This is a genomic window from Pseudomonas sp. NPDC087639 (assembly GCF_044743385.1).
Taxonomy (GTDB): domain Bacteria; phylum Pseudomonadota; class Gammaproteobacteria; order Pseudomonadales; family Pseudomonadaceae; genus Aquipseudomonas.
Window position 1 is genome coordinate 22,306 of record NZ_JBIUWI010000018.1, and the last position, 14,354, is coordinate 36,659.

The 14,354-nt window shown below is 58.3% G+C and carries 13 protein-coding genes and 1 pseudogene; 7 read left to right on the plus strand and 7 right to left on the minus strand.

All coding sequences use genetic code 11. The features are described from left to right. Positions 1–43: 43 nt before the first annotated feature. From ACIOVB_RS10180 to ACIOVB_RS10190, 3 genes and pseudogenes are all read left to right on the plus strand, one after another. Positions 44–1,345 (plus strand): annotated as a pseudogene (locus ACIOVB_RS10180) (C4-dicarboxylate transporter DctA); the annotation flags it as partial. A gap of 50 nt (positions 1,346–1,395) precedes the next feature. After that, positions 1,396–2,100: a FadR/GntR family transcriptional regulator gene (locus ACIOVB_RS10185; RefSeq protein WP_187679186.1), complete on the plus strand. Its 705-nt coding sequence runs from the start codon at positions 1,396–1,398 to the stop codon at positions 2,098–2,100. A 24-nt stretch (positions 2,101–2,124) separates the two neighbouring features. Further along, positions 2,125–2,823: a GntR family transcriptional regulator gene (locus tag ACIOVB_RS10190; protein WP_401267261.1), complete on the plus strand. Its 699-nt coding sequence runs from the start codon at positions 2,125–2,127 to the stop codon at positions 2,821–2,823. A gap of 53 nt (positions 2,824–2,876) precedes the next feature. Here the strand turns inward: ACIOVB_RS10190 and yjiA are convergent, their stop codons facing one another. The 3 genes from yjiA to ACIOVB_RS10205 form a co-directional block, all read right to left on the minus strand. Next, positions 2,877–3,848, minus strand: coding sequence for a GTPase (gene yjiA, locus ACIOVB_RS10195; RefSeq protein WP_401267263.1), 972 nt, complete (start codon positions 3,846–3,848; stop codon positions 2,877–2,879). Between the two features lie 151 nt (positions 3,849–3,999). Further along, positions 4,000–4,197 carry a YbdD/YjiX family protein gene (locus ACIOVB_RS10200; protein WP_003228401.1) on the minus strand — a complete coding sequence of 66 codons (198 nt, stop codon included), beginning with the start codon at positions 4,195–4,197 and terminating at the stop codon, positions 4,000–4,002. A gap of 15 nt (positions 4,198–4,212) precedes the next feature. Beyond that, positions 4,213–6,279 (minus strand): carbon starvation CstA family protein, encoded by a 2,067-nt coding sequence (locus ACIOVB_RS10205; protein WP_401267265.1) that lies wholly within the window; start codon positions 6,277–6,279, stop codon positions 4,213–4,215. A 159-nt stretch (positions 6,280–6,438) separates the two neighbouring features. Here ACIOVB_RS10205 and ACIOVB_RS10210 point away from each other — a divergent pair, with 159 nt between their 5' ends. Continuing rightward, on the plus strand, positions 6,439–6,807 hold the full coding sequence (locus ACIOVB_RS10210) for a PilZ domain-containing protein (RefSeq protein ID WP_401267268.1): 369 nt from the start codon (positions 6,439–6,441) through the stop codon (positions 6,805–6,807). A gap of 112 nt (positions 6,808–6,919) precedes the next feature. Here the strand turns inward: ACIOVB_RS10210 and radA are convergent, their stop codons facing one another. From radA to ACIOVB_RS10225, 3 genes are read right to left on the minus strand one after another with little or no spacing between them, the layout of a single operon-like run. Continuing rightward, a complete protein-coding gene (gene radA, locus ACIOVB_RS10215; protein ID WP_007909773.1) occupies positions 6,920–8,287 on the minus strand; it encodes a DNA repair protein RadA in 1,368 nt (455 codons plus the stop codon). A 45-nt stretch (positions 8,288–8,332) separates the two neighbouring features. Next, the gene (locus ACIOVB_RS10220) at positions 8,333–8,878 is read right to left on the minus strand and encodes an ankyrin repeat domain-containing protein (RefSeq protein WP_401267271.1); all 546 of its coding nucleotides are present in this window, start codon (positions 8,876–8,878) and stop codon (positions 8,333–8,335) included. A 60-nt stretch (positions 8,879–8,938) separates the two neighbouring features. Next, positions 8,939–10,480 carry a catalase gene (locus ACIOVB_RS10225; RefSeq protein WP_401267273.1) on the minus strand — a complete coding sequence of 514 codons (1,542 nt, stop codon included), beginning with the start codon at positions 10,478–10,480 and terminating at the stop codon, positions 8,939–8,941. Positions 10,481–10,766: 286 nt separating this feature from the next. Here ACIOVB_RS10225 and mscL point away from each other — a divergent pair, with 286 nt between their 5' ends. Further along, the gene (gene mscL / locus ACIOVB_RS10230; RefSeq protein WP_187681198.1) at positions 10,767–11,180 is read left to right on the plus strand and encodes a large-conductance mechanosensitive channel protein MscL; all 414 of its coding nucleotides are present in this window, start codon (positions 10,767–10,769) and stop codon (positions 11,178–11,180) included. Positions 11,181–11,223: 43 nt separating this feature from the next. Here the strand turns inward: mscL and ACIOVB_RS10235 are convergent, their stop codons facing one another. Further along, positions 11,224–12,000 (minus strand): ferredoxin--NADP reductase, encoded by a 777-nt coding sequence (locus ACIOVB_RS10235; RefSeq protein WP_401267276.1) that lies wholly within the window; start codon positions 11,998–12,000, stop codon positions 11,224–11,226. A 319-nt stretch (positions 12,001–12,319) separates the two neighbouring features. On the opposite strand from ACIOVB_RS10235, the gene ACIOVB_RS10240 reads away from it, so the two are divergent. Both ACIOVB_RS10240 and ACIOVB_RS10245 read left to right on the plus strand, forming a co-directional pair. Further along, on the plus strand, positions 12,320–13,033 hold the full coding sequence (locus ACIOVB_RS10240; RefSeq protein ID WP_401267278.1) for an autoinducer binding domain-containing protein: 714 nt from the start codon (positions 12,320–12,322) through the stop codon (positions 13,031–13,033). A gap of 176 nt (positions 13,034–13,209) precedes the next feature. Next, positions 13,210–14,334: a methyltransferase gene (locus ACIOVB_RS10245; protein WP_401267281.1), complete on the plus strand. Its 1,125-nt coding sequence runs from the start codon at positions 13,210–13,212 to the stop codon at positions 14,332–14,334. Positions 14,335–14,354 lie beyond the last annotated feature (20 nt).

The window sequence follows — 14,354 nt, forward strand, 5'->3', positions numbered from 1 at the left end:
GGCAGCCAGGAGCCCGCCCAGGAGTCCTCCCATGCTCTGATGGTGCTCGCGGTCAATGTTCCGCCAAGTGGTTCTCGGACTGGTGCTTGGCATCGTCTGCGGACTGACCCTTCCTGAATACTCGGCCCAGCTCAAACCGCTCGGTGACGGCTTCATCAAACTGATCAAGATGCTCATCGGTCTGATCGTATTCTGCGTGGTGGTCAGCGGCATCAGTGGCGCGGGCGATCTGAAGAAGGTCGGGCGCATCGGCCTCAAATCCGTTATCTACTTTGAAGTGTTGACCACCATTGCCTTGGTGATCGGTCTGGTGTTCGCCTTCAGCACCGGCATCGGCAGCGGCGCCAATATCCATCTGGAGCAACTGTCCGCCGCCGACATGGGCGACCTCGCCGAACGCAGCCAGCACATGCACACCACCACGCAGTTCCTGATGGACCTGATCCCGACGTCGGTGATCGGCGCGTTTGCCGACAACAACATCCTGCAGGTACTGCTGTTCTCGGTGCTGTTCGGCAGCGCATTGAACCTGGTCGGCGAAGCCGCTTCCGGGATCTCGCGCCTGATCAACGAACTGAGCCATGTGATCTTCCGCATCATGGGCATGATCGTGCGTCTGGCGCCGATCGGTGTGTTCGGCGCCATCGCGTTCACCACCAGCAAATATGGCCTCGACTCGCTGCAACACCTGGGCAGTCTGGTTGGTCTGTTCTACCTGACCTGCGTCGCCTTCGTCAGCGTGATTCTCGGTGTGGTGATGCGCGCCTCCGGCCTGCGCATGTGGCCGCTGCTCAAATACCTGCGTGAAGAACTGCTGATCGTCATGGGCACCGCGTCGTCTGACGCCGTGCTGCCACAGATCATGCGCAAACTTGAACACTTGGGGATCGGCAGCTCGACGGTCGGGCTGGTGATTCCCACCGGCTACTCGTTCAACCTCGACGGTTTCTCGATCTATCTGACCCTGGCCATCGTGTTCATCGCCAACGCCACCGGTACGCCGCTGGCCATGACTGATTTGCTGACGATTCTGCTGGTGTCGCTGATCACCTCCAAAGGCGCCCATGGCATTCCCGGTTCGGCACTGGTGATTCTGGCGGCGACATTGACGGCGATCCCGGCCATTCCGGTGGTCGGTCTGGTGTTAGTGCTGGCGGTGGACTGGTTCATGGGCATCGGCCGCGCATTGACTAACCTGATCGGCAACTGCGTCGCCACCGTGGCCATCGCTCGTTGGGAGAAGGACATCGATGTGCAACGGGCGAACAAGGTGCTCAACGGCGAGCAGGGCTATACCTTTCAGCCGAGAAAAACCGTCGCTCAAGCGGCGGCCAAAGAATTCTGATTGATCGCCGTGCCTGCTGACCCGCAGGCACGGCTCATGGAGCAAGACACGTGATTACCACCTCAACCGTCGTCAACTCAGTCGTAGAAAAACTCCGGGCCGCACTGGCCCGAGGTCAGTGGCGCTCCGGCGACATGCTGCCGGGCCAGCGCGAACTGGCCGAACAACTGGGCATCAGCCGCCCGAGCCTGCGCGAAGCGGTGATCGTCCTGGAAACCCTCGGTCTCGTGCGTTCGATGCCGGGCAAAGGCGTGGTGGTGCTCGACGCACAGCTCAGCGACAGCCAAAGCCACGACAGTGCAGTGGCCAGCGCCAGTCTCGAAGACGTGCTGCAACTGCGCTACACCCTTGAGCCGTTCATCGTCGGCCTCGTTGCACAGTCGATCAGCAGCAAGGAAGTCGGCCAGTTGCGCCTGACTCTGATGGACATGCGCGAAGCCCTCGAGGCGGGTGACAGCGAAGCCGGGGTTAGCGCCTACATCGCGTTTCACGAAGAGCTGTTCACCCTGACGTCGAATCCGATCTTCCAGAGCGTGGTGCAACAGACCAGCAATGCCCTCAAGCAAAGCGCCGAGGTGCTGCGCAATTCCCCTGAGCATCTGGCCGAAAGGTTGGAGGAAAACGAAGCCGTGGTCCGTGCGATCCGCAGCAAAAACAGCGCCCAGGCCAGCGCCGAAATGCGCCGGCACATCCTGCGCGAAGGCCAGCGGATGGGCATCGAGCTGAACATTCCGGACGACAATTTGAACAACTGAATTTCTTCACACTGGAGACCGGCCATGAACAGTCTTGCCTCACCACAGCGCACTCGCCACATGTCGGCCGCCCTGCCCTTCTCCCGCATTGATGACCTGTATCCACGGCTGTTCGATGCGATTCTGGAACAACGTATCGACCCGGCCAGCCGCTTCACCGAAGAGAGCCTCAAGCAGATGTTCGGCGTCAGCCGCGCGGACGTGCGTCGGGTGCTGACGCAGTTGTCCCATGAACAAGTGGTCGTGCTGCGCGCCAATCATCGGCCGCGTGTTGCGACGCCCGATATGGAGCAGACCCGGCAGATCTTGCATGCACGACGCCTGACCGAAAACACACTGGTGCGCTTGGCTTGTCAGCGACCACAGGTTGATGGCGTGAAACGCCTGCGCGCCTTGATCGAGCGCGAGCGTCAGGCCGTAGAGCAGGATCGGCGCGGTGCGGCAATTCGATTGTCGGGGGAGTTTCATCTGCAATTGGCGCAGATGGCGGGGAATGCACCGTTGGCGCATTTTCTTGGCAGCCTTGTGCCGATTACGTCACTGGCGATTGCGCGGGGTGATGGAACGACGCGCAGTTGTTGCGCGTGGCAGGAGCATTTGGAGATTGTCGAGGCGGTGGAATGTGGGGATGCAGCTAAAGCGGCGATGTTGATGAATCAACATCTGGATCATTTGGAAGGCACCCTGTTGTATTCCGTCAATGCGCACTGCGCTGCCGGATAGATCGCCATCGCGGGCAAGCCCGCGATGGCGTCATCCCTGACACCGAAGATCCATCAGGCTGCCGAAACCTTGGCAAACCCCGCCCGAATCTTCTCTTCCGGCAAGTCATCAGCAATAAACACAATCACACTTTCGCGCGCCTCACCTTCGGCCCATTCGGTGTCCCAGTCGAAACCATAGAGTTTCAGCACACCCTGAAACACCAATCGCCGATCTTCCCCGGCAATGTTCAGCACGCCTTTGTAACGCAGCAATTGTTTGCCGTGTTCTTCCAGCAACTCATTCATGAACTCGCTGAGCTGGTCGATATCCAGCGGCTGCTCGGTGCGCAGCACGAGGCTGGAGATGCGATCGATCGACGGCGCCTTGCTGACCGGACGCAGATTCAGCCCGCCGCCGAGATCGGCGTTGAGGTTGAAGCCGCGCACGTCGAGCAATTCAGCCAGATCGATGTTGCCGTGCTCGACCACACGGATCGGCGCACGACGGTTGATCCGCGTCAGGCGCTCACTCAATGCGGTGAACGCTGCTTCATCCACCAGATCAGTTTTGCTGACCAGCAAGCGGTCGGCGAAACCGATCTGTGCCTGGGCGATGGTCTGAGTCAGGTGTACATCGGCATGAGCCGCGTCAACCAAGGTGATGATGCCGTCGAGCAAATAACGCTCGCGCAATTCCTCATCGATGAAAAAGGTCTGCGCCACGGGTGCCGGATCGGCCAGACCGGTGCACTCGATCACCAGTCGGTCGAAGGCGATTTCGCCGCTGTCCAGCCGCTCAAGCAACAAGTACAGGGCTTTGGTCAGATCGGTGTGGATGGTGCAGCAGACACAGCCGTTGGCCAGGGTCATGACTTGCACTGGTTCGTCGCCAAGCAACTGAGTGTCGATGCCGGCGTCGCTGAATTCGTTTTCGATCACGGCGATTTTCAGGCCGTGCTCGGCTTTCAACAGGTGCCGCAACAAAGTGGTCTTGCCGGCGCCGAGGAAACCGCTGAGTACAGTGACAGGTATGGGAGAAGACAAAACCCGATCTCCTTAAAAGGAACACAAAAACAAATGTGGGAGCGAGCCTGCTCGCGAAAGCGGTGCGTCAGCCAATGGACTCATCAACTGACACTCCGTATTCGCGAGCAGGCTCGCTCCCACAGGGGATAGCTTCGACCTCAGGCTCTAATCAACAGCACTTCGGCCCACCCTTGCCACCGTAACGGGCTTCCTGACGTTCGCGAAAGAACATCTCATAGCTCATCACCGGTTTGTCCGGGTGCTTGGTTTGCATATGCTCGACGTAGGTGTCGTAGTCGGGCATGCCGACCATCAGGCGCGCGGCCTGACCGAGGTATTTACCGAGGCGACTCAGGTCATTGAACATGGTGCAATCCTCTGGTTACGCATCCGGCAGGGCCTGGAATGGCGATTCTTTATCCGTACGCTCTTTTTTACCCCAGGCGGCGATGCCGACCTTGAGCGCGTAGAGCAGGATACTGAACACCACAAACAGGAACAGCACTGTCAGCGTTGCGTTGGTGTAGGCGTTAAAGATCACGTGCTGCATTTGCTCCACGCTTTTGGCCGGCGCGAGCACCTGACCATTGGCGAGTGCATCGCTGTACTTCTTGGCCAGCGACAGGAAGCCGATCGCCGGGTTGGCGTCGAACAGCTTGATGAAGCCTGCTGTGGTGGTGCAAATCAGCAGCCAGGTAGCCGGAAGCAAAGTGACCCAGATGTAGCGCTGGCGCTTCATTTTGATCAGCACAACGGTACCAAGCATCAACGCGATACCGGCCAGCATCTGGTTAGAGATACCGAACAGCGGCCACAGGGTGTTGATGCCGCCCAGTGGATCGATCACGCCCTGGTACAGCAACCAGCCCCACATCGCCACACAACCGGCGGTGGCGATCAGGTTGGCGGTCCACGACTCGGTACGTTTCAACGCCGGAACGAAGGAGCCCAGCAAATCCTGCAGCATGAAACGCCCGGCACGGGTGCCGGCGTCTACAGCGGTGAGGATGAACAGTGCTTCGAACAGAATTGCGAAGTGGTACCAGAACGCCATGGTGTTTTCACCCGGCAGGACACTGTGCAGGATCTGCGCGATACCGACCGCCAAGGTCGGCGCCCCCCCGGCACGGGCCAGGATCGTGGTTTCGCCAATGTCATTCGCCACGGCTTGCAGCGCCTCAGGCGTAATCGCGAAGCCCCAACTGGTGACCACTTGCGCAACAGACACCACATCACTGCCGACGACGGCTGCCGGGCTGTTCATGGCGAAGTACACGCCAGGCTCGATCACCGAAGCAGCAACCATGGCCATGATCGCTACAAACGATTCCATCAGCATGCCGCCGTAACCGATGTAACGGGCGTTGGTTTCGTTATCCAGCAACTTCGGCGTGGTGCCCGACGAGATCAGCGCGTGGAAACCGGAGACCGCACCGCAAGCGATGGTGATGAACAGGAACGGGAACAGACCGCCCTTCCACACCGGGCCAGTGCCGTCGACGAACTGGGTCAGCGCGGGCATTTTCAGCTCAGGCATGGTCACCAGAATGCCGATCGCCAAAGCGACGATGGTACCGATCTTGAGGAAAGTGGAGAGGTAGTCACGCGGCGCCAGAATCAACCAGACCGGTAGCGAAGCGGCCACAAAACCGTAACCGACCAGCATCCAGGTAATCTGCACACCCGTGAAGGTGAACGCCTTGGCCCACACCGGATCGGCGGCGATCTGCCCACCGAGCCAGATCGAACCCAGCAGCAGCAACACGCCGACCACCGAGATCTCACCAATGCGACCCGGACGGATGTAGCGCATGTAAATGCCCATGAACATCGCGATCGGGATGGTCGCCATCACCGTGAAAATGCCCCATGGACTCTCGGCCAGGGCTTTCACGACGATCAGCGCCAGCACCGCGAGGATGATGATCATGATCAGGAAGCAGCCAAACAGCGCGATGGTGCCGGGAATGCGGCCCATTTCTTCACGCACCATGTCGCCCAGGGAGCGGCCGTTACGACGGGTCGACATGAACAGAACCATGAAGTCCTGCACCGCACCCGCCAGCACCACACCAGCGATCAGCCACAGCGTGCCGGGCAAATACCCCATCTGCGCCGCCAGTACCGGACCGACCAGAGGCCCCGCGCCAGCGATGGCCGCGAAGTGGTGACCGAAGAGAATGTGTTTGTTGGTCGGCACATAGTCCAGACCGTCATTGTTGAGCACGGCGGGGGTGGCCCGACGCGGATCGAGTTGCATCACATGGTTAGCGATGAACAGGCTGTAGTAACGGTACGCAACCAGATAAATGGCCACGGCAGCGACCACAATCCACAAGGCGTTGATCGCCTCGCCTCGGCGCAATGCCACTACGCCCAGGGCGCACGCTCCTACGATTGCCAGCACTAGCCAGGGTAAGTGGCGTAGCAGGCTATTATTATTTTTCATTTTATTATTCCAGCCAGGGTGGACAAGAAAGACAGCCACCCCGAGTTTAGCGCTTACGGCGACAAAGGCCATACCCCGACATTGGTCTAGACGCCTTAACGATTGGCTGCGACCGACTGGTCGGGTCTATAGTCAGCAAACCTTCGTGAGGATTGCGCCATGAGCCAGCACCCAGCTGAGCGTCGCCGCTTCAAACGTATCGCGTTCGATGCCAAGACTGAATTGAGTCAGGGCGAGTACATCTGGCCGGTCAAATTGATTGATCTGTCGCTCAAGGGTCTGTTGATCGAAAAACCCGAGCCGTGGCTAGGTGATCGGGAGCGGCATTTTCTGGTCGATATTCATCTCAACGATGAGGTCGGCATCAAGATGGATGTGCAATTGACCCACGACGACCATGGCCAACTCGGCTTCGTCTGCAAGCACATCAGCCTGGAGTCCATCGAACGCCTGCGGCGCTTGATTGAGTTCAACCTGGGTGACCCGCAGGAGCTGGAGCGAGAATTGGGCGCTCTGATCGAACTCTGATTAAAACCGGCTCCCTGTAGGAGCTGCCGAAGGCTGCGATCTTTTGATCCTGATCTTTTAAAAGCAAGATCAAAAGATCGCAGCCTTCGGCAGCTCCTACAGGGGATCGTGGTTATTCGAAAAGCGCGTCGAGAGCTTGTTCGAGACGCGTCACGGCGATGATCTGCAACCCCGGCGGCGACTCTTTCGGCGCGTTGCCCTTGGGCACGATCGCGCGCTTGAAGCCATGCTTGGCTGCTTCCTTCAAACGTTCCTGGCCACTCGGCACCGGACGCACTTCGCCGGACAAACCGACTTCGCCAAACACCAACAGATCATGGGGCAACGGCCGATTACGCAGGCTCGACATCACGGCCGCCATCAACGCCAGATCGGATGCGGTTTCCAGCACCTTCACCCCGCCGACCACGTTAAGGAACACGTCCTGATCGTGGGTCGGAATGCCGCCGTGTCGATGCAAAACCGCGAGCAACATCGCCAATCGGTTCTGATCCAGACCCAACGTCACCCGGCGCGGGTTGGCCAGATGACTGTCATCGACCAGCGCCTGCACTTCCACCAGCATCGGCCGAGTGCCCTCCCACGTTGCCATGACCACACTGCCCGGGACTTCTTCCTGAGCACGGGTGAGAAAAATCGCCGATGGGTTGGAGACTTCTTTAAGTCCCTTGTCGGTCATGCCGAACACACCGAGTTCGTTGACCGCACCAAAACGGTTTTTCACCGCCCGCAGCAAACGCAAACGGCCATCGGATTCACCTTCGAAATACAGCACGGTGTCGACCATGTGTTCCAGCACGCGCGGGCCGGCAAGCGCGCCTTCCTTGGTGACGTGGCCGACGAGGAAAATCGCAGTGCCGCTTTGTTTGGCGTATCGCACCAGCAGCGCCGCACTTTCGCGCACCTGAGAGACACCGCCGGGCGCCGATTGCAGTTGTTCGGTGAAAATCGTCTGGATCGAGTCGATCACCATCACCTTGGGTTTTTCCTGACGGGCAGTGGCGATGATGGTTTCGATACAGGTTTCGGTCATCACCCGCAGTTGATCCTGCGGCAAGCCGAGGCGCCGGGCGCGCATGGCTACTTGCTGCTGGGATTCTTCGCCGGTGACGTACAGCGCTGGCATGCTCTTGGCGAGGTTGCAAAGGGTCTGCAACAGAATCGTTGACTTGCCGATCCCCGGATCACCACCAATCAGCACTACCGAGCCATCGACCAGCCCGCCACCGAGCACGCGGTCCAGTTCGCCGGAGGCAGTAGAAAACCGTGGAATCTCTTCGATGCTGACTTCGGCCAGCGTCTTGATCTGCGCCTGTTGCCCGGCCCAACCGGTGCGACCGGTGGGCGCCGTCGCGCCGCCGCTCTCGATCATGGTTTCGGTCAAGGTGTTCCAGGCACCGCACTCGCCACATTGGCCGGCCCACTTGGGAAAGGTTGCGCCGCACTCGGTGCAGCCGTACATGCGCTTGGCCTTGGCCATCAGAACCCCCGACAAAAACCGCGATGATAACGCACGCGCTGCCGATCAGCGCGGCGCGGCGGTACGGAATTCCCCGCTGGCCAGACGTGCGGCGCTGTTACCCAGCGGATCTTCGGCATTCAGATCGGCGCCTTTGGCTTTCAGCGCGTCGAGCAATTCCTGACGCTTGAACAAGCCCGCATACATCGCGGCCGTCTGACCGGCACCGTTACGTTGGTCGGGACTGCAATCGGTGGCCATCAAGCGCCGGGCAATCTGCAACTCGCCCTTGAAAATCGCGCCCATCAGCGCCGTGTTGCCGCGTTGATCCTGAGCACAGGCATCCGCCCCGGCGGCGAGTAGCCTTTCAACCGCTGGTGCCTGGCCGTGATACGCCGCCAGAATCAGCGCGGTGTAGCCCTTGTCATCGCGGGTGTCGAGCGAATATCCGGACTCGATAAAGGTATCGAGCATCGGCACATCACCGCGCCGGGCCGCGTCGAAATAGTAGTCCTGCAGTTGCGCCCTGATGGCTTCAGGGTCCTGCTCGGGCGAAGCCGCCCACGCAGAGAACGACAGGCAACCGCAAAACAATAAAAGACAGATACGCATCAGCAGTCTCCTTTGGCGAAACGGGGCCTGATTCAGACCCCGTTTTGCATCAGCGTTGGATCAGTCGACCAGTTTGGCCGCCAGTGCCTTGACCCGGCTCAGGTCACCCTTGGCCACTTCAGTCACGCCGGTGCCGTACTCAGGATCGGCCTTATAAAGGAAGGACAGGATGATGTGCTTGCTCTCGTCATCCGTGGTGGCCAGCGAGCCGCCGAAGCTGTCGATCAGGTCGCGGCGTTCCTTTTTGCTGAACGAGCGATACAGATCGCCGGCCTGCTTGAAGTTCTGCTCACGCTGGATCTTCGCCTGCTGCGTGCTGCCCGACAGCGCCATCTGGCTGTAACGCGCCGCTGGCGTTTCTTCACGCGGTTGCAAACGGCTCGGCTGATAGTTCACACCGGACCGGCTGGCACCGAAGTTCATCGCGCCATCCTGATTGCCGTTGTTCACCGCGACTTTCGGCGCGTTGATCGGCAATTGCAGGGCATTGGCGCCAAGACGATACATTTGCGTGTCGGCATAAGAGAACACGCGACCTTGCAACAATCGATCTTCGGAAGGTTCGATACCCGGCACAACATTGGCCGGAGCCATTGCAACTTGTTCGGTTTCCTGGAATACGTTTGCCGGATTACGGTTTAGAACCATTTGTCCAACTTTACGTTCTGGAATACCCGGCCAGATCTTGGTTGCATCCAGCGGATCGAAATCAAACTTGGACAAATCTTGTGGTTTCAGAACCTGAATGTACAAGTCCCATTTCGGGAAGTTACCTTTGTTTATATTAGTCACCAAGTCATTGGTCATATGACTGTAATCCTGACCCTGAACTTTTGTGACTTGTTTAGGGGTGAGATTGTTGATGCCCTGCAAGCTCTTCCAGTGAAACTTTACGTAGTGCACTTCGCCTTTGGCATTGACCAACTTATAGGCATGCACTCCGTTGCCGTCCATTTCGCGATAACTGGCTGGTGTTCCCGAGTTGGAATACAGCTCGGTCAGCGTACGCGTGGCTTCCGGTACATGGGAGAAGAAGTCGAATCGGCGCGAGTCATCATCAAGATTGGTGCGCGGGTCGGGTTTGAACGCATGCACCATGTCCGGAAATTTGATCGCGTCACGGATGAAGAAGGTCGGGAAGTTGTTGCCCACCAGATCCCAGTTGCCGTCGGCGGTGTAGAACTTGGTGGCGAAACCACGCGGGTCACGCAGGGTTTCCGGGGAGTGGTTACCGTGAACCACGGCAGAGAACCGCACGAATACCGGCGTGCTCTGGCCGGCGGCAAATACCTTGGCCTTGCTCAAGTCGCTGAGGTCGTTGGTCACCGTGAAAGTGCCATGGGCGCCGGTGCCGCGTGCGTGAACCACACGCTCGGGAATGCGCTCGCGGTCGAAACGCTGCAGCTTCTGGATCAGTTGCACATCTTGCAGCAACACCGGGCCGTTGGCGCCGGCGGTTTGCGAGTTCTGATTGTCGCCCACCGCCGCACCGTTATCCCGGGTCAGGGGCGCGGCATGCACGGAAAAGGTCAACAGGCTGGCGGTGATTACGCCAAGTGTGCGGCGATGGGGAAAAGCCCCCAGTCCAAGAGTGGCATTCATATCAGGTTCCTCTGGTTTTTTTGGGCGCATCCAGGTGCGCCAACCCAAGGCTAGAGGCCTGTGCCGCTGAACATAAATAGAAAGAACGTAACGCCATGATTGAAAAAATTGGCTTCCCGATCAGGGAGTTACGGCGTATTTCGCGCGCGATTAGTGGCACTTTGCAAACTAATCGTGGATTAATGTGTCGATTAAAACGGGCATTGTAAGAAGGTGTTTCGCGCAGGACGCGTTTTGCTGATTTACACTGCGTACACCAAACTCATCTGTAACAAGGAAATAACCTATGGGCGTGATAAGTGAGTTCAAGGCCTTCGCGGTCAAAGGCAATGTGGTCGACATGGCCGTCGGTATCATCATCGGTGCCGCCTTCGGCAAAATCGTTTCATCGTTTGTCGGTGACGTGATCATGCCGCCGATCGGCCTGCTGATCGGTGGAGTGGATTTCAGTGACCTGGCCATTACGCTCAAAGCTGCCCAAGGCGAGGCCCCTGCGGTCATGCTGGCTTACGGCAAATTCATCCAGAGCGTGCTCGACTTCGTGATTGTCGCTTTCGCAATCTTCATGGGCGTCAAAGCCATCAACCGCCTGAAACGCGAAGAAGCCGTGGCCCCTACCCTGCCACCGGTGCCGACCAAGGAAGAAGAATTGCTGGGTGAGATCCGCGATCTGCTCAAGGCCCGGAACAATCAGCCCTGACTTGACTGCACCCTGAAAAACGGCGCCTTAGGGCGCCGTTTGTTTACCAGTAGTTTTCTACGGCCACCTGTCCCGGCCGGCGGGTGAGGCTGAGGCTCATGTGCCTTTTTTTCAGCAACGCACGAGTGTCGTCGATCATCTGCGGATTGCCGCACAACATGACCCGCGAATGTTCAGCCGACAGCTCCACGCCCGCCGCCCGTTCCAGCTCACCGTTTTCGATCAGTGTAGTAATGCGACCGTTCAACGCTCCGGGATGGGCTTCACGGGTGACTGTCGGGATGAAACGCAACTTGTGTGCGTGTTCACTCAAGTATTCACGTTGCGCCAGCCCGGCAATCATCTGCTGATACGCCAGCTCCCGCGCTTCGCGCACGCTGTACACCAGAATGATCCGTTCGAATTTTTCCCAGACCTCGAAGTCCTGAAGGATCGACAGAAAAGGCGCCACCCCGGTACCGGTGGATAACAGCCACAGATCACGGCCGTCAACGAAGCGATCAAGGGTCAGGTAGCCGAATGCTTGGCGATCCACCAGCAAGGTATCGCCGATCTGCAGTCGGCTCAGTTCGCTGGTGAACTCGCCGCCCGGCACTACGATAGAGAAGAATTCAAGAAACTCGTCAAAGGGTGACGACACCATCGAATAGGCGCGCCACACAGTGCTGCCATCGGCCTTGGTCACGCCGAGCCGGGCGAATTGCCCGGCCCGGAAACGAAAACCGGCATCACGACTGGTGCGCAAAGTGAACAGGCTGGAGGTCAAGGGCTGCACGTCGAGCAAGGTCTGAGCGGTAAACTTCTCTGCACTGGCGGTCATGGGGCACTCCGTTGAACGATGACCAGCAGTGTCCCGCAAATCTGCGCGCTTAAACACCGATGATTGGTAATGGCTTTATCAACGCTCGCCACCGACAACTATTAACCGCATTTAAAGCAAGCAAGCTATGCAAACTAAAATTTAGGATGACAAGTTGCATACTAAAACTTCGCTATTGCTAATAACGCTTTATGACCACTCGCGCATTCTCAAGAGCGAAAAAATTTAAAACTCTTCGTAGGAAACATCCTACACTTCGACCCGTGCCGGATCTTTTGGATCCACTCGGCGCCCCCGCAACACCAACGGAGAGTTTTTAATGGAAACGTGGAAGGAGTCGCAACTAAAGCAACTGACTTTCGCCAAGGGAATAGATGCCGCTTATCCGATCTTGCTGAAATTTGCCGAGAATCTAGGATTTAACTTCTGCGCAATTTCAGTCACTTCGCCGCACCGGGAAATTCATCTTAATGCCTTGCAAATCAACAACTACCCTGAAGAATGGAATCAACAATATGCACAAAAAAACTTCCGGAAAATTGATCCGGTAATAGCACACTGCAACCACTCAATGTTACCCATCGTATGGAATGAAACGGTATTCGCCGAAACGCCTCAGTTATGGGAATCACTGAAGGAACACAGACTGCAACACGGCTGGTCTCAGGCGTTCCATAACGAGGAAAGCGGCTTGTGCAGCATTATCAGCCTTGCCCGAAAGCACTGCCCGATCAGTCCGCTCGAGTTGTATGAGCATTTTGGCTATATGTTCTACGCCACCAGTTGCTTGAGCGAACTGTTCGCCAGGGCCTTGCCCGCACAGCCCGCCAAGTCCCGCCAACCGCATCTTTCACCCCGAGAACTGGAGGTGCTGCAATTGTCCGCCAGTGGCAAAACGGCTTATGAGATCTCGAAAATCCTCAGCTTGAGCGAACGCACCGTGAACTATCACGTGCAGAACGTTATCGGGAAGCTCAACGTCTGCAACAAGATTTCCGCTGTCATCGCGGCCGCCAGAGCCGGAATCATCTAGACCCATTGCTTTGCCCCCGATTAAAACGTGCGGGTGTTCCCGCAGAAAAAAACGTACCATTTGTGCCCTTCCTGAGTGATGACGCCAGCCGTTTGCGTTGCAGTTCACTCGGTCGGGTTCCGCCGTACGTCACCCTGGCAGCGGGACATCCGTCGATTATCCTGAGTCCCCGCCCCATGCCTTTGCTCGATACGCCCTTCGCCCAACTCGACCTGATCCGCCAGCCCGAACAGCAAAACGAACCGCTGCAGGCGTTCGATGCCGCCGATGAATATTTGCTCAATCATCTGGCCGCGCAGCAACCGACGGCTGACACGCGGGTTCTGGTGCTCAACGACAGCTTCGGCGCGCTGGCCGCCAGTCTGCTCGGCAAGGTGACGGTCAGCAGTAGCGGTGATTCGTTTCTGGGCTTTCAAGGGCTGGAAAAAAACCTGCTGCGCAATGGCCACGCGTTCGACGCGATTTGCGGTATCCCGGCCAGTGAGCCCTTGCTCGGGCCGTTCGATCGGGTATTGATCCGCGTACCGAAAACCCTGGCCTTGCTGGAGGAACAACTGATTCGCCTGCAAGGACAACTGGCGCCCGGCGCTGAAGTGGTCGCAGCAGCGATGGTCAAACATCTGCCGCGCGCAGCGGGCGACCTGCTGGAGCGCTACGTCGGCCCCGTACAGGCATCACTGGCGTTAAAAAAAGCTCGGTTGCTGATCGCCACACCTGAGGCGAAAACGCCAGCCGTGTCGCCCTACCCGTCTCGCTATCGCCTTGACGATCCGGCCATTGAGTTGCTTAACCACGCCAACGTGTTCTGCCGCGAAGGCCTGGACATCGGCACCCGCGCGTTTCTCCCGCATCTGCCGAAGAATCTTGGCAGTGCACGAGTCGCCGACCTGGGTTGCGGTAACGGTGTACTGGCCATTGCCAGCGCACTGCAAAACCCGGACGCACAGTACACGCTGGTCGATGAATCGTTCATGGCCGTGCAGTCGGCTGCCGAAAACTGGCGCGCCGCGCTCGGTGATCGCGACGTGATCGTGCGTGCGGGTGATGGTTTGGCCGGTCAGGAGCCGCAATCGCTGGACGTGGTGTTGTGCAATCCGCCGTTCCATCAGCAGCAGGTCGTGGGTGATTTCCTCGCCTGGCGCATGTTCCAGCAAGCCCGCGAGGCGCTGGTGGTGGGCGGCGCGTTGTACATCGTCGGCAACCGTCATCTGGGTTATCACAGCAAACTGGCGCGGCTGTTCCGTGGTGTAGAGCAAGTCGCCGCCACACCGAAATTCGTGATCCTCAAGGCCCGCAAGTAAACCGCCAGGCAAAAAAAACC